We start from the raw sequence: 21,341 nt of genomic DNA, 5'->3' as shown, positions 1-21,341 counted from the left end.
AAATCGCCGCCCGCATGTCATTAAGACTTGCCCGCGCGGCCCATTCGGGTCATGCGGCGCGCCCCAGCAACAGCCGTCCGCGCAGGTCATGACCACCGCCACAGCCGCTGTCGCGTCCGTCCGGGACGTGTCCAAGACCTTCGGCGCCCGCAAGGCGCTGGACGGGGTTTCGGTTCAGATCGCCGCCGGCGAGATGGTCGCCCTGATCGGGCCGTCCGGATCGGGCAAGTCCACCCTGCTGCGCTCGATCACCGGGCTGCAGTCGATCGACGGCGGCAAGGGGACCATCGAGGTCTTCGGCCAGACGGTCCAGAAGAACGGCCGCGTCACAAGCGCCGTGCGCGACGCGCGCCGCCAGCTGGGGATGATCTTCCAGCAGTTCAACCTGGTGGGCCGCCTTAGCCTGTTCTCGAACGTCATGCTGGGCGCCCTGGGACGCCTGCCGGGCTGGCGCGGGGTGCTGGGCGTCTGGCCCGCCGAGGACAAGGCCAAGGCCATGGCCGCCCTTCACCGCGTCGGCGTGTCCGACTACGCCGCCCAGCGGGCCAACACCCTGTCGGGCGGGCAACAGCAGCGCGGCGCCATCGCCCGCGCCCTGGTCCAGGGCGCCAAGGCCATCCTGGCCGACGAACCCGTCGCCTCTCTTGACCCCGTGTCGGCCCGCAAGGTGATGGAGCAACTGGTCGAGCTGAACCAGCGCGACGGCCTGGGCGTGATCGTCACCCTGCACCAGGTCGACTACGCCATCCGCTATTGCGAGCGGGTCATCGCCCTGCAGGCGGGCAAGGTGGTCTATGACGGCCCCTCGACGGGGCTGGACCACAAGACCCTGGTCGGCATCTACGGGCCGGAGTTCGAGGACGCCTTCTGGGAGACGCAGGCGTGACACCCGCCCTGCGGCTTGGGCGGGGCCTGCGCCGGGCCTGCGCCCTAGCGGGGCTGGTCGCACTGGCCGCCTGCGGCGACGGGGGCCAGAAGGCCGCGCCTGGCCATCCCCTGACCTTCGCCATCCTGTCCGCCGAGGGCCAGGCCGCGACCGAGCCGGTCTGGCGTCCCCTGCTGGACGACATGGGCAAGGCCGTGGGCGCCCCGGTCCAGGCGCGCTTTGGCGCCAGCTACGAGGAACTGGTCCACGCCATGCAGGCCGGAGAGGTGCAGGTCGCCTGGCTGTCGCCGCGTCCGGCCATTCAGGTGCTGGAATCCGGAACCGCCGAGGTGGTGGCCCGAACCGTCGATGGCTCGGGCGAGGACAGCTATCGTTCGGTCATGATCGTCCAGACCGGATCGGGCCTGACGCTCGAGCGCGTTCTGAACTGCGACCGCAAGCTGAGGCTGGGGCTGGGCGACGCCGATTCGACCTCGGCCACCCTGGCGCCGGCGGCCTTCCTGTTCGGCCCGCGCGACATCGACCCGGCCGCCTGTTTCGCCTCGGTGCGGTCGGGCGACTATCCGACCAACGCCTACGCCGTCGCCGGCGGAACCCTGGACGTGGCGGTGGTCAACACCGTGACCCTGGCCCAGCTGCGTCGCCAGAACCCCCAGATCGCCGATCAGGTGCAGGAGATCTGGCGCTCGCCGGCCCTGCCGGAAAGCGCCGTCCTGGTGCGCCAGGACGTGGACCCGGCCGTGCGGGAGAAGCTGCGCAGCTTCCTTCTGACCTATGGACAGGGCGAGAGCGCGGCCGCCGCGCGCCAGCGCCAGGTGCTGGCCGCCCTCAACTATTCGCAATTCCGCGCCGCCGACGCCGCCTATCTGGACCCGGTGCGCGAGATGATCGCCAGCCAGCGGCTGATCCAGGCGCGCGCCTCGGGCGACCGGTCCGAGCGCCAGGCCGCAGAGGCCGAACTCCAGCGCCTGCGGGCCAAACGCGAGGTGCAGCCGTGACGTCGAAGAACGCCCTTTCGGGAAAGACCTCCAGAATGACCTTCCGCACCCTGTTCGCCGGCCTGACGGCCGTGATGGCGGCCCTGATGCTGTCGCTTTGGACCCTACCCGCCTCGGCCCAGACGGCGGCGCGCGGAAACGCCCAGGGCGCACCGCGCGAACTGGTCTTCACCATCCTGTCGGCCGAGGGCCAGGCCTCTTCCGGTCCGCTGTGGGAGCCGCTGCTGAAGGACCTGGAGCGCGAGATTGGCATTCCGGTGAAGCCTATTTTCGGCACGAACTATTCGGTGCTGGTCGAGGCGATGCGCGCCAACCAGGCCCAGATCGGCTGGTTCTCGGCCCTGCCGGCGGTTCAGGCCATCGACCGTTCGAACGCCCAGGTCATCGCCCGCATCGTCGACCCGGAGGGCCGCGATTCCTACACCTCCAGCCTGATCGTCAAGAAGGGGTCGGGCATCACGGCCGAGGACGTGGCCCGCTGCGGCAAGCGCTATGATTTCGGCCTGGGCGACGCCCAGTCGACCTCGGGCACCCTGGCGCCCCTGACCTATTTCTTCAGCCCACGGAACATCAATCCGACCGAGTGTTTCGCCACCGTCCGCTCGGCCAACCACCAGGCCAATTCCTTCGCCGTGGCCAATGGCCTGGTCGATGTGGCCACCTCCAACTCGGTCAACCTGATCTTCCTGCGCCGCCAGAACGCTCAGGTCGCCAGCCAGATCGAGACCATCTGGGAATCGCCGCCGATTCCGGAATCCGGCATCCTGCTGCGCCGCGACCTGCCCGAGGGGCTGAAGGCCAAAATTCGCGAGTTCTTCGTCAACTACGGCCAGGGCGCCGGTCCCGACGCCGACCGCCAGCGCCAGATCATGGAAGGGCTGAACTACTCCCAGTTCCGCGCCGCCGAGGATTCCTACCTGGATCCCATCCGCGAGATGAAGGCCGACCAGGCCCGGCGCGAGGGTCGCGCCAGCGAGGTCGCCCCGCCCAAACGCGCCGTCGCCGTCCGCGATTGGGCGCCCTTCGCCCTGATCGGGGTCCTGGTACTGATCGCCGTGGCGCTGAACCTGATCCCGCGCCGCAAGCCCGCGCCGCTGGAGCCCGGCGCCGTGCCGGCCCCGCCGACCAAGTCCATGGGCGGCTGGGCGCTGGATGTCCTGCTGTGGGGCGGGTTCGCCATCGTCCTGATCGCCGCCTTCGGCCGGGTCGACCTGCCCAATATCCTGAACCTGTTCGCCAACTCCGAGAACATGCGGGCCTATGGCCGCGACTTCCTGAACCCGGACTTCTCTCAGTGGCGGCTGCTGGTCGGCCAGATGTGGCTGACGGTCCAGATCGCCCTGTGGGGCACATTCCTGGCGGTCTTCCTGGCCGTGCCGCTCAGCCTGATGGCGTCGCGCAACATGGCGCCGAACTGGGTCGTCTGGCCCGTGCGCCGGATCATGGACCTGCTGCGCTCCATCCCCGATCTGGTGATCGGCACCCTGTTCATCGTCGCGGTCGGCCTGGGGCCGCTGGCGGGCGTCCTGGCCATCGCCCTGAACACGGCCGGCGTCCTGGCCAAGCTGTTCTCCGAGGCGGTGGAGTCGATCGACAAGGGGCCTGTCGACGGGGTCAAGGCGACCGGCGCCGGCCGCCTGCACGAGATCGTCTGGGGGGTCATTCCCCAGGTGGCGCCCCTATGGACCTCGTTCGCCCTTTATCGTTTCGAGTCCAACAGCCGCGCGGCCACCGTCCTGGGCCTGATCGGCGCCGGCGGCATCGGCCAGGCCCTGTTCGAGAACCTGCAGGCGTTCAACTACAGCACCGTCTCGACCATCGCGATCATCATCATCGTGGCGGTGACCCTGATCGACATGCTGTCCCAGGCGATGCGCAAGCGTTTGCTGTAATCGTCACACAGGCTCAGCCGAACTGTCGCAATCCTCTGGTCTAAGCGGGCGTCCATCGGAGGCCCGCCCATGATCCGCACCTTGCTGAGCGCCGTTTCGGCCGTCGCCCTGGTCGCCCTGGCCGGTTGCGGCGACAGCGGCGGCGGATCGGCGACCCGGTCCGGCATCTGGGCGGCGGGCTCCTCGACCGTCTTTCCCTTCGCCACCCGGGTGGCCGAGAATTTCAACCGCACCCAGGGCGGAACCCCGCCGCGCATCGAATCCCTGGGCACCGGCGGCGGCATCCAGGCCTTCTGCCAGGGCGTCGGCCCCCAGACGCCGGACATCGCCAACGCCTCGCGCCCCATGAAGGCGTCGGAGTTCGACCTGTGCGCCAAGAACGGCGTCACCGACATCGTCGAGATCAAGATCGGCTTCGACGGCATTGTCGTGGCCACGGCCCGCACCGGGAACAGCTTCGACCTGCGCCTGGGCGACCTCTATTCCGCCCTGGCCGCCCAGACCCCGGGGGCGAACGGACAATTCGTCGCCAACCCGGCCACTACGTGGAACCAGGTCAACCCGGCCCTGCCGGCCCAGCGCATCCAGGTCTATGGTCCGCCCCCGACCTCGGGCACCCGCGACGCCTTCCTGGAGCTGGGCATGGCGCCGGGCGGCGAACTGAACCCGGCGGTGGCGGCCCTGAAGGGCGACAAGACCCGTTTCGAGACCCTGACCCACACCCTGCGCGAGGACGGCGCCTGGATCGACTCGGGCGAGAACGACAACGCCATCGTCCAGACCCTGACCCGCACCCCCGGTTCGCTTGGCGTGTTCGGCTATTCCTTCCTGGAGCAGAACCTGGACACGGTGAAGGCCGAGACCATCGACGGCGTGGCCCCGACGCTGGACACCATCGCGGACGGTTCCTACCCCCTGGCGCGCAGCCTCTACATCTACGTCAAGAAGGCCCATGTCGGCGTGACCCCGGGCCTACAGCCGTTCGTCCAGGCCTTCGTCTCCACCGGTTCGGCCGGACGCGGCGGCTATCTGCAGGATCGCGGCCTGGTCCCGCTGCCCGCCGACCAGCTGGCGGCCCAACAGGCCGCGGCCCAGGCCCTGACCGTGATGACGCGTCCGCAGTAGGTCGCGGGACCGCCGCGAACAAACCGCTTGGAAACCGCGCGGCGGCGCGCTAAGTCTGGCTGCGTCTCCCGCCTCTTCGCAGCGTTTCGGACCCGTGGTCCGGGCTCGGGCGTTCGGGGTCTGCGTGACGGTCCGATCCTGATCGGACGCACCACGCGGGCGGCATGGCTTTCACCGGAATTGCACTGCGGGGATCGGCCCCGGCGACCGGCGAGCGCGGCTTTCAAAACGGTAGTTCCATGAGAGATTTCAAGGGCATGAAGCGCCAGCGCGGGCGCAACCGCAAGCCCGGCGGCGGCAATGGCGCCAACAGCGCCAATCCCAACCGCTCGTGGGATTCGCAGGGGCCCGAGAACATCAAGGTCCGGGGCAACGCCCAGACGGTGTATGAGCGCTACATGCAGCTGGCGCGCGACGCGGCCTCGGCCGGCGACCGGGTCCTGGCCGAGAACTACCTCCAGCACGCCGAACACTATTTCCGCGTCCTGCGCGCCCTCCAGCCGGCGCGACCGGTCAGCGAGATCGCCCAGCGCGAGATGTCCAACCAGGGCTTCGACATCGATTTCGAGGACGAGTCCGGGGCTCAGGCCGCCGCCTTCCTGGCCGCCCAGCAGGCCGCCGAGCGCCAGGCCCAGCAGGAGGCCGAACGGACCGCCGCCCGCGAGCGTGGCGAAGGCGAACAGCCCCGCATGGACGGCGAGAACGGCGACCGTCAGTCCCGCGACGCGCGCGAATCCCGCAAGGACCGCTGGGAGCGCCGGCGCGAAGAACGCAACAAGCGTATCGCCGACGGCGTCGCGACGCCGGAAGACCTGATCGAACGCGACCGCGACGACTATCACGACCGCCGCCGCGAGGAGCAGCGCCTGCGCCGCGAGGCCGAGGCCGCCGGCCAGCCCCTTGAAGTAGCCGAATCGGCTCCCACCACCGCCGAGACTTCGGACGACCAGCCGCCGCTGGTGGAAGATCGCCCGGCGCGCGGCCGTCGCGTGTCGCGCGAAGAGCCGTCGGACACAGCCGCGGCCCTGCCGGGCTTCCTGACCCGCGCGACCCCGGCCGCCGCCGACGAAGACGTGCCGCCGGCGCCCAAGCGCCGCGCCGCGCGCAAGAAGACCGAAGCCGCCTCCACCGAGGACTGAATACACCCTAGGGATGTATTCATCGGAATGCAACTTCTGATTGTCATGGTGATGACGATCGGGAGGATGTCCTATGCTGTTCGTGATCACCGTGGTGGCCCTGGCCTTGTCGGGCGGCTGGGCGGGGGTGCGCCTGGGACTTCATGCGCGGGCGCAGGCCCAACGGCATGAACATCTGGCCCGCAACCTGGAGGCCCATGTCGCCGAACGCACGGAACAGCTGGCCCAGGCGCTTCAGGCGGCGGACGCACAGGCCGTCGCCCTGGCAGCCGCCGACAGGGTCAAATCAGACTTCCTGGCGGCCATGAGCCACGAGTTGCGAACCCCCCTGAACGCGATGATCGGATTCGCCGAATTGATGCGAGTCCACGCCGCGGCCGAGCCCCTGACCTTTCGCCAGCGCCAGTCGGTGGACCACATCCTGGCCGCCGGATCCCATATCCTGGCCCTGATCGACGAGGTGCCGGACCTGGCCCGGCTGGAGGCCGGGACCCTGTCGGTGTCGCTGGAGCGGGTCGATCCGCAGCTGGTGGCCCGCCAGGTGTGCGACGCCTTCCGCGCCGAGGCCGAACGGCAGCACATCCGGATCGAGGCGCCTCCGCCGGTCGCCGGATTGGCCGCGGTCGCCGACCGGACACGGCTGCGTCAGGTGCTCACGCAGCTGGTGTCGAACGCCGTCCGCTACAACCGGCCGGGCGGGACCGTCCTGGTCGAGGTCCGCCAGGCGGCGGGCTCGGTCGCGGTGGCCGTCCATGACACCGGTCCGGGCGTGCCGGCAGGGCGCGTGGCGGACCTGTTCAAACCCTTCAACCGCCTGGGTCGAGAGGGTTCGGACATCCCCGGCGCGGGCGTGGGCCTGATTGTCGCGCGGCGCCTGACCGAGGCGATGCAGGGACGTCTGGACATCGCCTCCACGCCCGGAGAAGGCTCCACCTTCACCGTTCACCTACCCGCCGCGCACAGCACCGCGCCCCGGGTGGTCGCCTCCCCCGTCCCGGACCTGATCCTGCCGGAGGCCACCCTGGTCTATGTCGAGGACAATCCGTCCAGCATCGCCCTGATGCGCCATGTCTGCGCCGCCCTCGGCCCGCTTCGGGTCCATGTCGCCGAGACGGGCCGCGACGGCCTGATCCTGGCCCGCGACCTGGCGCCCGATCTGATCCTGCTGGACATCGCCCTGCCCGATATCGACGGCTATGCGGTGAAGGCCGCGCTTGACGCGGACCCGGCGACAGCCGGCATTCCGGTCCTGGCCCTGTCGGCCGGGGCCATGCCTCACGACCTGCGTCGAGGGCGCGACGCGGGCTTCGCCGCCTATCTGACCAAGCCCCTGGACATCCACGCCCTGGCGCGCGCCCTGGCGGACGCCTTGCCCCGACCGATCCCGGCGCGGGTCGAGGATTCAGGCAGGCATCGGGTTTCGGCCGGTCGGCCGGCCTGATCCGCCTCTCAGATACGAATTCTCAGCCGCCTGCGACGCGCGGTCAGGGGGGAACAGGGTTGACGCAGCCGGCGCGGACAGGCCCAAAGGGCGGATGATCTGCACGGGAGCGCCCATGTCCCGCCTCCGCCCCGGCCCGGTCGCCGCCTGCGCCGTCGCCCTGATGGCCGCCGCCTGCGCCGCGACGCCCGCGCCGCCGCCCCCGCCGGCCACAGGCTCCGGCCCCGTCCTGCGCGACTGGCGCAGCATCATCACCCCCGCCGACCGCGACCGCTACAATCGGCGCGAGGCCGCCTGGACCCTGGCACTGCAGCAGGCGCGGCGCCAGCCCGGCTCGGGCGACCTGCGCCCGCTCGGCGATCTGATCACGCCCGACGCCGCCCGCCTCTCGGTCGCGCCGCCCGCCGGCGATTATCGCTGCCGCACCATCAAGCTGGGCTCCCAGGGCGGCGAGGACGGCCTGGGCTATGTGGTCTACGGCTGGTTCGCCTGCCGTATCGAGCAGACGCCGAACGGGCTGAAATTCGTCAAGCTGACCGGCAGCCAGCGCCCGTCCGGCCTGCTGTTCCCCGAGACCGACCGCCACATGGTCATGCTGGGCTCCATGGCCCTGGCGTCGGAACCGGCGGCCAACTCCTATGGCCAGAGGCCCGACCGCGACCTGGTCGCCGTGCTGGAGCGGATCGGTGAGGCGCGCTGGCGGCTGATCATCCCCTGGCCCCAGAACGAATCCAACCTCGACCTGATCGAGCTGGTCCCGGCCTGATCGTGACGCGGGAGGTGGCGATCGCCGGCGCCGGTCCGGCCGGCCTGGCTGCGGCGATCCTGCTGGCGCGCCAGGGTAAAGGGGTCACCGTCCATGAGCGGTTCGACCGCCCCGCCACCGTCGGCGCGGGTTTCATCCTCCAGCCGACCGGCCTGGCCGTCCTGGACCGCATGGGCCTGACCGCCGAGGTCGAGGCCCTGGCCCAGCCCATCGATCGCCTGTTCGGCCGCGCCCATCCCTCGGGCCGGGTGGTGCTGGATGTCCGCTACGACGCCCTGGCCCGACCACGCGGCGCCCTGGGGGTGCATCGCGCCGCCCTGTTCCATGTGCTGCACAGGGCGGCGATCAAGGCCGGCGTCCGCTTCGAGACCGGTTGGCCGGTGCGGTCCGCCGCCCATGGCCGGCTGAAGCGCGCGGACGGCGTGATGTCCCCCGCCTACGATCTGGTCATCGACGCCATGGGGGCGCGCTCTCCGGTGGCGCATCGGATGCATGTCGGCGTCGGCCGCCGCCGGCTGGACCTGGACTTCGGCGCCCTGTGGGCCACCACGCCCTGGCCCGACCATCCCCATTTCGACTCGCGCGCCCTGCAGCAGGTCTATCGCCGCGCCGACACCATGATCGGCGTCCTGCCGGTCGGCCGCCAGCCGCGCGGCAAGGCGCCCCTGGCCACCTTTTTCTGGAGCCTGAAGTCCGCCGACTATCCGCGCTGGCGGGCCCAGGGGCTGGACGCCTGGAAGGACCGGGTGCTGGCCTTCTGGCCCGAGACGGCGCCGATCCTGGCCGCCCTCGCCGACCCGGATCAGCTGACCCTGGCCCGCTACGGCCACCACACCCTGCGCAGCCCGGTGGAGGACCGACTGGCGGTCATCGGCGACGCCGCCCATTCGACCAGTCCCCAACTGGGCCAGGGGATCAACATGGGGCTGCTGGACGCCTTCGCCCTGGCCCAGGCCCTGGAGACCCGGGCGGACCTGGATAAGGCCCTCGGCGCCTACGCCGCCGCGCGGCGCTGGCATGTGCGGCTGTACCAGGCGCTGAGCCTTGGCTTCACCCCCTTCTACCAGGCGGACGGGCGGTTGCGGCCGATGGTGCGCGACCATGTCCTGGGCCGCATCGCCCGCCTGCCGGGCGCGGCGCGGCTCCTGGCGGCGACCGTCTCGGGCCTGTTGCTGGATCCCCGGCCTGAACCGGACGATCCGCGCGGTTGACCCCGCCCCTCGCCCTTGCGAGTCTGCGGGTCTCGACGATCAAGGGAGCACGACGATGAGCCGATACGGATCCTCCATAGTCCTGGCGATCCTGGCGATAGCCGTGGTGGCCGGTTTCATGGTCGGCCTGCCCACCTACAACGTCTATCGCAAGCAGATGGCCGGCCGCGCCGCCTATGAACAGGCGGTGCAGGATCGCCGCATCCGGGTGCTGGAGGCCCAGGCCGCGCTGGATTCCGCCCGCCTGACCGCCCAGGCCGAAATCGAACGGGCCAAGGGCGCCAACGAGGCCAACCGCATCATGGCCGACGCCCTGGGCGGGCCCGAGGCCTATCTGCGCTGGAGCTACATCAACATGCTGCAGGAAACCGCCGGCAAGGAAGGCCGCCAGACCATCTACATCCCCACCGAGGCGGGGATTCCCATCCTGGAATCCGGCCGCGTCGCCCTGGGCCGCTGAGCTGGGCCGCTGAGGCTTGCGGCCCCGCCCGCGCGGCGGGGCCCGACCCTGATCCGCGTCAGACCCGCGTCAGCCGCAGGTCCTGGTAGTCGTAGCTGAAGTCGATGTCGGGGCTGACCCCCTTCACGGTCGCGGTCGCCGGAGCGCCGTCTTGGATCGTGAAGGTGACGAAGGCGTCCTCTTCGCGCTTGTCAGGGAAACGGGTGCGCAGGGTGTCGCCGTCATAGGGCTCCAGCCACCCCTTCAGCGCCGGATTGTGGGTGAAGGCCAGCCACAGTCCGGTCTTGCGGCTGCGCCCGCGTCCCTCGGTCTTCTCTTCGATAGTGATGTCGCCATACCAGGGGTCGCGCCAGGTTCCGGCATAGGCCGACAGAGGCAGGGAGGGCGCCGCCCCCGCCGCCTGTTTCGCGTCGATCTCGGCGGCGGCGGCCAGGGATTTCTCGATCCCCTCGGCCTCCAGCCGGCGGGAATCGGCGATCCAGTCGAAGCCGGTCTTGTCCATGCAGATGTCGGCGATGCCCGAGCGCAGGGCACGCAGCAGGAAGCTCTCCTCCGCATTGCTGAAGATGGCGAAGCCGGTCTGCCGGCCGGGGATCAGCAGGGTCGCCGAAATCCCGCCGGGCGAGCCGCCGCCGTGACTGATCAGCCGTTCGCCGCGATAGTCCTGGACCTGCAGGCCCATGGCGTAGGTCGAGGCGATGGCCCGGCCCGGCAGTTCGGCCGTCGGGCCGGGGGTGCCGCTGATGATGATGTTGGGGCGGTACATCTCGCGCGCCGCCGCCTCCGAATACAGGCGCGAGCCGTCGGCCAGCCGCCCGTCGTTCAGCCGCACGGCGATCCATTTGGCCCAGTCGGTCGCGGTGGTGCACAGGCCGCCCGCCGCCGCCGCCGAATCCCAGTTCCACACCTCGGCGATCGAGGCCGCGATCGGCTGCATCGCCCCCTGATAGCGCAGGGGAGGCCCCAGCCGGGCGTGCGGCAGGGCCGACCTGGCCGGATCGGCCAGGCGCGCCAGAGGCACGGTCTCGGTCATGCCGACCCGGTCCAGGATGCGGGTCTGGATGAAGTCTTCCCAGGCCATGCCCGACGCCGCCTCGATCACCGCCCCGGCGACCACGAACATCAGGTTGCAGTAGTTGTAGCGGCTGCGGAAACCGTCCTGGATCGGCACGAAGGCGGCCTGGGCCAGGACCTCGGCGCGGGTCCGGTCGCTGTTGGGCCAGAACAGCAGGTCCCCCGCCCCCAGGCCGAAGCCGGCGCGGTGGCTCAGGGTGTCGCGCACCGTGATGTGCTCGCCGATATAGGGGTCCGACAGGCGGAAATCGGGCAGATAGGTGCGGACCGGCGCGTCCCATTTCACCCTGCCCTCATCGACCAATATGGCCAGGGCGGCGGCAGTGACGTTCTTGGTGTTGGAGGCGATGGCGAACAGGGTGTGTTCGTCGGCGGGATCGGGCCGACCCTGACGCTTCACCCCATAGCCGCGCGCCAGGACGGCGCGCCCGTCCCTGACCACGGTGATCCCCAGGGCCGGCTGGTCGGGCCAGGCAGCCATCGCCTGTCGGACGAAGGCGTCCACCCGTTCGGCCAGGCCGGCGTCATCGTTGGCGGCCTGCTGACGGGCCAGGGCTGGCGCGGCCGGCGCCAGGGCGGCCCCGGCGGTGGTGAACAGGGCCGCGCGGCGGCTCAGACGGATGGACATGGCGACGCTCCCGGTGATGTCGGCCGGACGCTAGCCCGACCTGGCCCCATGGCCAAGCATGGGCCCTCTTGCGACGCCTGGGCCATGTCCCCACCTCAACCCCGACCGGGCGGCGCGTTGCTTGCATAGGAGGACGCGCCGGTCCCGTAATCCGCCTGAGCAGGGGATGCCCGCACCATGAATCTCGACCTCTATTCCGATCGCGCCAAACAGGCGGTCCAGTCGGCTCAGTCGCTGGCCCTGGCCCGCCGCCATCAGCAGTTCGCACCCGAACACCTGTTGAAGGTCCTGCTGGAGGAACGCGACGGCCTGGCGCGCAATCTGATCACCGCCGGCGGCGGAAACGCCCAGGCCGCCGACCAGGCCGCCGAGGCCGCCCTGGGCAAGCGGGCCCAGGTCTCGGGCGGCTCGGGCCAGCTGTATCTGGATGGCGACACCGCCCGCGTCTTCGCGGCCGCCGAAGAGGCCTCGAAGAAGGCCGGCGACGCCTTCGTCACCACCGAGCGGCTGCTGGCGGCCCTGGCGCGCGAAGGGGGCGCGGCTGCCGAGGCGCTGAAAAACGCAGGCGTCACCGCCGACAAGCTGGACGCCGCCATCGCCGATCTGCGCAAGGGCAAGACCGCCGACACGGCCTCGGCCGAAGAAGGTTATGACGCCCTGAAACGCTACGCTCGCGACCTGACCCAGGCCGTCCGCGACGGCAAGGTCGACCCGGTCATCGGCCGCGACGAGGAAATCCGCCGCACCATCCAGGTCCTGGCCCGCCGCACCAAGAACAACCCCGTCCTGATCGGCGAACCCGGCGTCGGCAAGACCGCGATCGCGGAAGGGTTGGCCGCCCGCATCGTCAACGGCGACGTGCCCGAAAGCCTGAAGGACAAGAAGGTGCTGGCGCTGGACATGGGCGCCCTGATCGCCGGCGCCAAATACCGCGGCGAGTTCGAGGAGCGGCTCAAGGCCGTGCTGAACGAGGTCACGGCCGCCGAAGGCCAGATCATCCTGTTCATCGACGAGATGCACACCCTGGTCGGGGCGGGCAAGACGGACGGCGCCATGGACGCCTCCAACCTGCTGAAGCCCGCCTTGGCGCGCGGCGAGCTGCACTGCGTCGGCGCCACCACCCTGGATGAATACCGCAAGCACGTCGAAAAGGACGCCGCCCTGGCCCGCCGCTTCCAGCCGGTGATGGTCGAGGAGCCCTCGGTCGAGGACACGGTGTCGATCCTCCGTGGACTGAAGGAGAAGTATGAAGTCCACCACGGGGTGCGCATTTCCGACAGCGCCATTGTGGCGGCCGCCACCCTGTCGAACCGCTACATCACCGACCGCTTCCTGCCGGACAAGGCCATCGACCTGGTGGACGAGGCAGCCAGCCGGGTGCGTATGGCCGTGGATTCCAAGCCCGAGGCCCTGGACGAGATCGACCGCCGCCTGGTCCAGCTGAAGATCGAGCGCGAAGCCCTGAAGAAGGAGACCGACAAGGCCTCGGTCGCCCGCCTGGAAAAGCTGGAAGACGAGATCGACGAGCTTCAGGGCCAGTCCGACGACCTGACCGCCCGCTGGAAGTCGGAAAAGGACAAGGTCGGTCAGGCCGCCCAGCTGCGCGAGACCCTGGACCGGCTGCGCGCCGAACTGGCGACGGCCCAGCGCACCGGCGACCTGGGCCGGGCGTCAGAGATCGCCTATGGCCAGATCCCCCAGCTGGAGAAGCAACTGAACGACGCCGAGGCGGCCGAGGACGCCGCGGCCGGTTCGCCCCTGACGCCCGAGGTGGTCGACGCCGAACAGATCGCCGCCGTGGTCAGCCGCTGGACCGGGGTGCCGGTCGACAAGATGCTGGAGGGCGAACGCGAGAAACTGCTGACCATGGAAGACGCCCTGCGCGGCCGCGTGGTCGGTCAGGACGAGGCCCTGACGGCCGTGTCCGACGCCGTGCGCCGCGCCCGCGCCGGCCTGAACGACCCGAACAAACCCTTGGGCAGCTTCCTGTTCCTGGGGCCCACGGGCGTGGGCAAGACCGAGCTGACCAAGGCCCTGGCCGCCTTCCTGTTCGACGATGACGCGGCCATCACCCGCATCGACATGTCGGAATATATGGAGAAGCACAGTGTCAGCCGCCTGATCGGCGCCCCGCCCGGATATGTCGGCTATGACGAGGGCGGCGCCCTGACCGAGGCGGTGCGCCGCCGCCCCTATCAGGTCGTGCTGTTCGACGAGGTCGAAAAGGCCCACCCCGATGTGTTCAACGTGCTGCTCCAGGTGCTGGACGACGGCCGCCTGACGGACGGTCAGGGCCGGGTCATCGACTTCAAGAACACATTGATCATCCTGACCTCCAACCTCGGCTCCGAATACCTGGCCAGCCAGCCGGAGGGTCAGGATGTCGAGGCCGCGCGCCCCCTGGTCATGGACCAGGTCCGCGCCCATTTCCGGCCGGAGTTCCTGAACCGCATCGACGAGATCATCCTGTTCCGCCGCCTCGGCCGCGAACAGATGAGCGGCATCGTCCGCATCCAGCTCCAGCGCCTTGAAAAGCTGATGGCCGACCGCCGCCTGACCCTGTCCCTGGACGACAGCGCCCTGGCCTGGCTGGCCGACCGCGGATACGATCCCGTCTACGGCGCCCGGCCGCTAAAGCGCGTGATCCAGAAGGACCTAGTCGACCCCATCGCCCGAAAACTGCTGGCGGGCGAGATCGAGGACGGCGCGGTCATCGCCGTGTCAGCGGGCGGGGACGGGCTGGAGATCGGGAAGGCGCGGGTGCACTGACCCTTATCGTCATTCCGGGCGGAGGCTCGCTCGCGAGCCGCAGACCCGGAACAAGGCGGCGTGCGATAGCGCGAACCTATCGCAGGCGCGGTCGTCGCCATCGCCGCTGCGCGGCGCCGCCTTGTTCCGGGTCTGCGCTGCGCTACGCCCGGAATGACGAAAGAAAGAAGATTGCTTAGGTTGTGCAGATGGCGACCCATCGCACCTTCATCGCCACCTACATTATGGCCAACGGGCGCAATGGTGCGACCTATGTGGGAATGACGGCCAATCTGACTGCGCGCGTCTGGAAGCACAAAACCGGCGCCTATGACGGCCACTCAAAGACCAAGGGGTGTACCCATTTGGTCTGGTTCGAGCAGCATGAATGGGTTGTCGATGCGATCCGGCGCGAGAAGCAGATCAAAAAGTGGAAGCGCGACTGGAAGCTTAAACTGATCGAGGACGCCAACCCCGACTGGCTCGACCTGGCGGCCGACTGGTATCCGGTGAACGACCCGGACTGGACGCCGCCGCCCGAGGCGGACTGAGACCCCCACGTCCGCATCCGGCGCAGGCATCTGCCAGGGTGCGCCGGTCATCCACCCGCCACCGCTTTCTAGACTCGATAGACCAGATAGACTCCATAGACCCTGTTTTTCGCCGTCAGTCCGGGTCCCCCAGCACCGGCATCACCTCCACCCCGTCGCAGGGGAAGATCGACATGTGCGGGTGGCCGTCGAACAGCCGCACCGCCGCCTCGTGGCTGTCGGCGCGCACCACCATGAAGACGGTCAGCTGATTGACCACGTCCGTCACCGCCCCGTCGTCGCAGATCCGTTTCGTCGGGCCCAGCGGCCCGCCCGCGTAGAGGATGGCGTCGGCGTGCGCCGCCTCCCAGGCCTTGACCGCCGCCACCCCGGTCTCGGCCGTCTCGGCCTGCCGGGTTTCGCTCATCGCCTTCCAGGCCCGGTATCGGGGGCCGGACTTGTCCATGGTGAAGATGGCCAGATAGCGGGTGGGAGCGGTCATGCGGGCCTCCTTGCGAAGATCGCCCGCAGCCTAGACCGATCCAAGCGTCAGGTCTTTCGGGCACGGGCGAGATCCTTGTCGGATTCATCCCCGAAAGCAGTCCTTTTGTCGCGCGGGTGGGGTTCAGCGGGGTGTCGATCACCCTGTCCAGCGCGCCCCTGTCAGGCTCGGACGGCGAAAATCACCCCTGAAAGGCGGCGATGGGACGAATTGCGGTGAAAATCTTCGCCGTTCGCCTCCATTCGGTCATGACCCCTGAGGAAACACGGCCTATATGAGCCTCGTCGCCTCGCGCGCACGGGCGCGCGCCCTCCTGACTTGGGCGACATGGGACTGACGAGAACGATGGCTGACGACGCCGGGCGGCTGAACCAGGTCTTTGCCGAGACCTCCTTCCTCTATGGGTCGAACGCCGCCTTCATTGAGGATCTGCACGGCCGTTGGGCCGCCGATCCCGCCTCGGTGCCCGCCGAATGGCGCGCCTTCTTCGATCAGCTGCGCGACAATGCCGACAGCGTGAAGGCCGCCGCCGACGCCGGCGGCTGGGGCCGCGGCGCCGTCAGCGAGCCGACAGAGGAAACCGCCGTGTTCGACGGGCGCTGGCCGGTGCCCAGGCCGGACCCGAAGGCCGCCAAGGCCGCGCCCTCCCCGACCGCGCCGGCCGCCGCCGTGTCTTCTGACGCCGTGCGGGCCGCGGCCCACGATTCCATCCGCGCCCTGATGCTGATCCGCAGCTATCGCGTGCGCGGCCACCTGCAGGCGACCCTGGACCCCCTGGGCATCGAACTGCCGGCGAACAATCCCGAGCTGACGCCCGAATTCCACGGCTTCGGCGAGGCCGACATGGACCGGCCCATCTATCTGGACGGGGTCCTGGGCCTTGAGACCGGCACGATCCGCGAGGTCATGGCCCGGCTGAAGGCCATCTATTGCGGCAATATCGGCATCCAGTTCATGCATATCGCCGAGCCCGAGGAGAAAGCCTGGCTGCAACAGCGGTTCGAGGGCGCCGACCGGTTCGACCGCAACACCTTCACCCGCGAAGGCAAGCTGGCCATCCTGAACAAGCTGATCGAGGCCGAGGGCTTCGAACGCTTCCTGCACAAACGCTTCCCCGGCACCAAGCGGTTCGGCCTGGACGGCGGCGAGGCCATGGTCCCGGCCCTGGAGCAGGTGATCAAGCGCGGCGGCGCCCTGGGCGTGGACGAGATCGTCCTGGGCATGGCCCACCGGGGCCGGCTGAACGTCCTGGCGGCGGTGATGGGCAAGCCCTATCGCGCCATCTTCCACGAATTCCAGGGCGGCTCGACCGTGCCCAGCGACGTCGAGGGCTCGGGCGACGTCAAATACCATATGGGCGCCAGTTCGGACCGGCAGTTCGATGAGAACAAGGTCCACCTGTCGCTGACCGCCAACCCCTCGCACCTGGAGATCGTCAACCCGGTCGTCCTGGGCAAGGCGCGCGCCAAACAGGCCTTCGACATCCGCGAGGCCAACGCCGGGGCGCCCGAAGAGACCTGGGCCCTTGACCGCACCAAGGTCGCCCCTCTTCTGATCCACGGCGACGCGGCCTTCGCCGGCCAGGGCGTGGTGGCCGAATGTTTCGCCCTGATGGGGCTGAAGGGCTACCGCACCGGCGGTACCCTGCATTTCGTCATCAACAACCAGATCGGCTTCACCACCAGCCCGCGCAACTCGCGCAGCTCGCCCTATCCGTCGGACGTGGCCCTGATGGTCCAGGCGCCGATTTTCCACGTGAACGGCGATGATCCCGAGGCGGTGGTCTTCGCCGCCAAGGTGGCCACCGAGTTCCGCCAGAAATTCCACAAGGACGTGGTGGTGGACATGTTCTGCTACCGGCGCTTCGGCCACAACGAGGGCGACGACCCGACCTTCACCCAGCCGGTCATGTATCGCAAGATCAAGGACCAGCCCTCGACCCGCGAGACCTATTCGCGCCGCCTGGTCGCCGAAGGCATGATGACCGAGGCCGATGTCGAGGCCGAGATCGCCCGGTTCGAGGCCTTCCTGGACGCCGAATTCGACGCGGGCAAGGATTTCCAGGCCAAGAAGGCCGACTGGCTGGACGGCCAGTGGACCGGCATGGGCCTGGCCGATGGCGACGAGCGGCGTGGCAGCACCGACGTCCCGGCCGAAAAACTGCGCGACCTGGGCGCGCGGCTGACGACCATTCCCAACGCCGTCGATATCCACAAGACGCTGAAACGGGTCATCGACGGCCGGCGCGAGGCGATCACGACCGGTCAGAACATCGACTGGGCCACGGCCGAGAGCCTGGCCTTCGCCAGCCTGCTGGATGAAGGCTTCCCGATCCGCCTGTCCGGTCAGGATTCGGTGCGCGGCACCTTCAGCCAGCGCCATTCGGGCGTGATCGACCAGACGACCGAGAGCCGCTACGTCCCGTTGAACAACCTGCGCGAGGGCCAGGCCCATTTCGAGGTCATCGATTCGGCCCTGTCGGAAGAGGCGGTGCTGGGCTTCGAATACGGTTACGCCCTGGCCGACCCCAACACCCTGGTGATGTGGGAGGCCCAGTTCGGCGACTTCGTCAACGGCGCCCAGGTGGTCATCGACCAATTCATCAGCTCGGGCGAACGCAAATGGCTGCGGATGTGCGGCCTGACCATGCTGCTGCCGCACGGCTATGAGGGCCAGGGGCCGGAGCATTCCTCGGCCCGGCTTGAGCGGTTCCTGCAGGCCTGCGCCGAGGACAATATGCAGGTCGCCAACTGCTCCACCCCGGCCAACTATTTCCACATCCTGCGCCGCCAGATGCATCGGCCGTTCCGCAAGCCGCTGATCCTGATGACACCCAAGTCGCTGCTGCGTCACAAGAAGGCCGTGTCCACCCTGGCCGACATGGCCGAGGGCTCGGCCTTCCACCGGGTGCTGCATGACGACGCCCAGACCCGGCCCGAGGTCGCGGGGATCACCCTGAAGGCCGACGCCGACATCCGCCGCGTCATCCTGTGCTCGGGCAAGGTCTATTACGACCTGCTGGAACGCCGCGAGAAGGACGCCGCCGCGGGCAAGCCGGTGGACGACGTCTATATCCTGCGGCTGGAGCAGTTCTATCCCTGGCCGATGAAGTCGCTGCTGACCGAACTAGCCCGCTTCCCCCAGGCCGAACTGGTCTGGTGCCAGGAAGAGCCCAAGAACATGGGCGGCTGGACCTTCGTCGATCCTTGGCTGGAACTGACGCTGGAGAAGCTGGACATCCGGGCCAAACGCGCCCGATACGTCGGCCGCCCGGCCTCCGCCTCCACCGCAGCCGGCCTGATGAGCCGCCACCTTTCCGAACTGAACGCCTTCCTGACCGAAGCCTTCGCCTGACCTGAGAGCGCTAAGACCATGGCCGACATCCTGACCCCCGCCCTGGGCGAATCCGTCACCGAAGCCTCCATCGCCAAATGGACCAAGGCCGCCGGCGAGCCGGTGAAGAAGGACGAACTTCTGGTCGAGCTGGAGACCGACAAGGTCTCGCTGGAGGTGGTTTCGCCGTCGGATGGCGTGCTGTCGGAAATCCGCTTCAACGCCGGCGACACGGTGACCCCGGGCGCGGTCCTGGGTGTCGTCTCCGAAGGCGCTGCGGCGGCTCCGGCCAAGACCGACAAGCCGGCCAAGACCGCCAAGGCCGATGCGCCCAAGGCCGAGGCTGTTCCGGCCGCCGCCGCCAGCATCGACATCCCCGTGCCGACCATGGGCGAAAGCGTCGCCGAAGGGACCATGGGCGCCTGGAAGAAGAAGAACGGCGACACCGTCGCCAAGGACGAACTGCTGGTCGAGATCGAGACCGACAAGGTGGCCGTCGAGGTCTCGGCCCCCGCCTCGGGTATCCTGACCATCACCGCCGACACCGGCGCCAGCGTCACCCCGGGCCAGTCGATCGGGAGGATCGCGGTCTCTGGCGCCGCCTCGGGCGAGGCCCCGGCGGTCGCGCCCGCCAACACCGGCTCGGCCCAGGTCGCCGCCTCGGACGGCCCGCACCTGTCGCCCGCCGCCGCCCGCGTCGTGGCCGAGAACAACCTGGATCCCAAGGCCATCGCCGCCACCGGTCCCAAGGGCAATATCACCAAGGGCGACGCCCTGAACGCCATCGGCGCCGCCGCTCCCGCCCCGGCCGCCGCCCCGGCGTCTGCGCCCGCCGCCCCGGCCGCGCCGCGCGCCGACCAGCCGCGCGAAGAGCGGGTGAAGATGACGCGCCTGCGTCAGACCATCGCCCGCCGCCTGAAGGAATCGCAGAACACGGCCGCCCAGCTGACCACCTTCAACGAGGTGGACATGACCAACGTCATGGCCCTGCGCGCCCAGTACAAGGAGGCGTTCGAGAAGCGCCACGGGGTGAAGCTGGGCTTCATGAGCTTCTTCACCAAGGCGGTCGTCGCCGCCCTGCACGAGATCCCGGCCGTCAACGCCGAGATCGACGGCACGGACATCATCTACAAGAACCATTATGACATCGGCATCGCCGTCGGCACCGAAAAGGGGCTGGTGGTGCCGGTGCTGCGCGATGCGGACGCCCTGTCTCTGGCGGGGATCGAAAAAGGCATCGCCGCCCTGGGCAAGGCCGCCCGCGACGGCGCCCTGACGCTGGACCAGCTTCAGGGCGGCACCTTCACCATCACCAACGGCGGCACCTATGGCTCGCTGATGTCGACGCCGATCCTGAACGCGCCGCAGTCCGGCATCCTGGGCATGCACAACATCGTCCAGCGGCCGATGGCCGTGAACGGCGAGGTCAAGATCCGCCCGATGATGTACCTGGCCCTCAGCTACGATCACCGCATCGTCGACGGCAAGGAGGCGGTGACCTTCCTTGTGCGTATCAAGGAACTTCTGGAAGACCCGCAACGCGCCCTGCTGGATCTGTAAGGCCGAACGTCGGGAAGGCGGGCGTTGTCCCTGGTCGAGATCGCCCGTTTCCAGGACGTCTATGAGGCCGATCTGGCCGCCGCCTTCCTGGCCTCGCACGCCATCGAAGTCAGCGTGACCGAGCGGTTCCAGACCACGGTCGATCCCCTGATGCAGCGGGCGCTGGGGATCCGGCTGATGGTTCCCGGCGTCCAGGCCGACCAGGCCCGCGACCTGCTGGCCCGGGCCGGTTCGGGCGAGTTCGCCACCGACGAGGGCGATGACCTGCCGCCGCGCCCGACCCGAACCTGGGCCTTCGGCGCGCTGATGGCCCTGGCCGCCTTCGCTACGGGCGGCTTCTGGGGCAACAGCCTGCCGCGGCGTTTCCGCGGCGTATCGGGGACCGGAATGCTGCTGGCCGGCCTGCTGTTCATCGCCGTCTGGGGCGGGGTGGCGATCGTCGCCAAGCTATTGCTGGACCCACCCTAGGGTCCGGCCCGCCGCTTGACCTTCGGAACACAAGCGGAACATATGCCCGGATGCCCGCCCCCGCCGTGCATCTGGAACTGGTCTTCTCGCGGCCCGAGACGACGCTGGGCGTCACCCGCGGCGCGGCGCGGCTGATGGTCGACATGGGCTATGCGCCCCTGACCGAGGTCTGCCTGCCCAACGGCCGCCGCGCCGACGTCATGGCCCTGGGCCCACGCGGCGACATCATCATCGTCGAGGTCAAGTCGGGCGTCGAAGACTACCGCGTCGACCGCAAATGGCACGAATACGGGCCCTATTGCGACGCCTTCTATTTCGCGGTCGCGCCCCAGTTTCCCGAAGGCGTCCTGCCCGTCGAACCCGGCCTGATCGTCGCCGACGGCTTCGGCGGCGCGGTCGTCCGCGACGCGCCTTCGACACCCCTGCCCCCCGCGCGGCGCAAGGCTCTGACCCTGGCGTTCGCGCGGCTCGGCGCCCTGCGAAACTTCCGAGAATAGTTCGACTTCAAGGGGCGAGCCTTAGGCCCAAAATGGCCTCAAGCAGCGAGCGTCCGCGACGCGAGCGTTAGGCCAAAAAAAAG

Annotated in this window: 17 protein-coding genes and 1 pseudogene; 16 read left to right on the top strand and 2 right to left on the bottom strand. The window is 69.3% G+C overall.

Annotated elements, in window-relative coordinates; all coding sequences use genetic code 11:
• Positions 1–88: 88 nt before the first annotated feature.
• The 10 genes and pseudogenes from phnC to KF910_RS10305 all read left to right on the top strand — a co-directional run bounded on the left by phnC (position 89) and on the right by KF910_RS10305 (position 9,918).
• Positions 89–886, top strand: a complete 798-nt coding sequence (gene phnC, locus KF910_RS10350) for a phosphonate ABC transporter ATP-binding protein (protein ID WP_292261715.1) — start codon at positions 89–91, stop codon at positions 884–886.
• Positions 883–1,884 carry a phosphate/phosphite/phosphonate ABC transporter substrate-binding protein gene (gene phnD, locus KF910_RS10345; RefSeq protein WP_292261710.1) on the top strand — a complete coding sequence of 334 codons (1,002 nt, stop codon included), beginning with the start codon at positions 883–885 and terminating at the stop codon, positions 1,882–1,884. The genes phnC and phnD (KF910_RS10345) overlap by 4 nt, the downstream gene beginning before the upstream one ends.
• A gap of 35 nt (positions 1,885–1,919) precedes the next feature.
• A pseudogene (phnD, locus tag KF910_RS10340) lies at positions 1,920–2,786 on the top strand (phosphate/phosphite/phosphonate ABC transporter substrate-binding protein); the annotation flags it as partial.
• 231 nt (positions 2,787–3,017) lie between these two features.
• Positions 3,018–3,776 carry a phosphonate ABC transporter, permease protein PhnE gene (gene phnE, locus KF910_RS10335; RefSeq protein WP_292261924.1) on the top strand — a complete coding sequence of 253 codons (759 nt, stop codon included), beginning with the start codon at positions 3,018–3,020 and terminating at the stop codon, positions 3,774–3,776.
• A 69-nt stretch (positions 3,777–3,845) separates the two neighbouring features.
• Complete coding sequence (locus KF910_RS10330) at positions 3,846–4,901, top strand: substrate-binding domain-containing protein (protein ID WP_292261703.1); 1,056 nt, start codon at positions 3,846–3,848, stop codon at positions 4,899–4,901.
• Between the two features lie 239 nt (positions 4,902–5,140).
• Complete coding sequence (locus KF910_RS10325; protein ID WP_292261698.1) at positions 5,141–6,040, top strand: DUF4167 domain-containing protein; 900 nt, start codon at positions 5,141–5,143, stop codon at positions 6,038–6,040.
• Positions 6,041–6,113: 73 nt separating this feature from the next.
• Positions 6,114–7,481, top strand: coding sequence for an ATP-binding protein (locus KF910_RS10320; RefSeq protein WP_292261695.1), 1,368 nt, complete (start codon positions 6,114–6,116; stop codon positions 7,479–7,481).
• 115 nt (positions 7,482–7,596) lie between these two features.
• On the top strand, positions 7,597–8,247 hold the full coding sequence (locus tag KF910_RS10315; protein WP_292261689.1) for a DUF4893 domain-containing protein: 651 nt from the start codon (positions 7,597–7,599) through the stop codon (positions 8,245–8,247).
• Positions 8,248–8,261: 14 nt separating this feature from the next.
• Positions 8,262–9,458, top strand: a complete 1,197-nt coding sequence (locus tag KF910_RS10310) for an FAD-dependent oxidoreductase (protein ID WP_292261680.1) — start codon at positions 8,262–8,264, stop codon at positions 9,456–9,458.
• A gap of 55 nt (positions 9,459–9,513) precedes the next feature.
• Positions 9,514–9,918: a hypothetical protein gene (locus KF910_RS10305; protein ID WP_292261671.1), complete on the top strand. Its 405-nt coding sequence runs from the start codon at positions 9,514–9,516 to the stop codon at positions 9,916–9,918.
• A gap of 58 nt (positions 9,919–9,976) precedes the next feature.
• Here KF910_RS10305 and KF910_RS10300 read toward each other — a convergent pair whose 3' ends face one another.
• The gene (locus KF910_RS10300; RefSeq protein ID WP_292261665.1) at positions 9,977–11,620 is read right to left on the bottom strand and encodes a serine hydrolase; all 1,644 of its coding nucleotides are present in this window, start codon (positions 11,618–11,620) and stop codon (positions 9,977–9,979) included.
• A gap of 177 nt (positions 11,621–11,797) precedes the next feature.
• On the opposite strand from KF910_RS10300, the gene clpB reads away from it, so the two are divergent.
• Together clpB and KF910_RS10290 are read left to right on the top strand one after the other, a co-directional pair.
• Positions 11,798–14,389, top strand: coding sequence for an ATP-dependent chaperone ClpB (gene clpB / locus KF910_RS10295; protein WP_292261660.1), 2,592 nt, complete (start codon positions 11,798–11,800; stop codon positions 14,387–14,389).
• Between the two features lie 188 nt (positions 14,390–14,577).
• Entirely contained in the window at positions 14,578–14,919 is a 342-nt protein-coding gene (locus KF910_RS10290; RefSeq protein WP_292261652.1) for a GIY-YIG nuclease family protein, read from the top strand.
• A gap of 115 nt (positions 14,920–15,034) precedes the next feature.
• Here the strand turns inward: KF910_RS10290 and KF910_RS10285 are convergent, their stop codons facing one another.
• Positions 15,035–15,400, bottom strand: coding sequence for a hypothetical protein (locus tag KF910_RS10285; RefSeq protein WP_292261648.1), 366 nt, complete (start codon positions 15,398–15,400; stop codon positions 15,035–15,037).
• A 345-nt stretch (positions 15,401–15,745) separates the two neighbouring features.
• On the opposite strand from KF910_RS10285, the gene KF910_RS10280 reads away from it, so the two are divergent.
• Genes KF910_RS10280 through mmcB form a run of 4 tightly spaced genes read left to right on the top strand, consistent with a single transcriptional unit; the run spans position 15,746 to position 21,258 of the window.
• On the top strand, positions 15,746–18,754 hold the full coding sequence (locus KF910_RS10280) for a 2-oxoglutarate dehydrogenase E1 component (RefSeq protein WP_292261643.1): 3,009 nt from the start codon (positions 15,746–15,748) through the stop codon (positions 18,752–18,754).
• Between the two features lie 18 nt (positions 18,755–18,772).
• Positions 18,773–20,293 (top strand): 2-oxoglutarate dehydrogenase complex dihydrolipoyllysine-residue succinyltransferase, encoded by a 1,521-nt coding sequence (gene odhB / locus KF910_RS10275; protein ID WP_292261634.1) that lies wholly within the window; start codon positions 18,773–18,775, stop codon positions 20,291–20,293.
• Positions 20,294–20,317: 24 nt separating this feature from the next.
• The gene (locus KF910_RS10270; protein ID WP_292261631.1) at positions 20,318–20,761 is read left to right on the top strand and encodes a hypothetical protein; all 444 of its coding nucleotides are present in this window, start codon (positions 20,318–20,320) and stop codon (positions 20,759–20,761) included.
• A gap of 50 nt (positions 20,762–20,811) precedes the next feature.
• On the top strand, positions 20,812–21,258 hold the full coding sequence (gene mmcB / locus KF910_RS10265; protein ID WP_292261627.1) for a DNA repair putative endonuclease MmcB: 447 nt from the start codon (positions 20,812–20,814) through the stop codon (positions 21,256–21,258).
• Positions 21,259–21,341: the final 83 nt, after the last annotated feature.

It is taken from the genome of Brevundimonas sp. (assembly GCF_019636155.1).
Lineage (GTDB): Bacteria > Pseudomonadota > Alphaproteobacteria > Caulobacterales > Caulobacteraceae > Brevundimonas.
The sequence above is the reverse complement of the archived record's forward strand: the minus strand, read 5'-3'. Positions and strand labels throughout refer to the sequence as shown.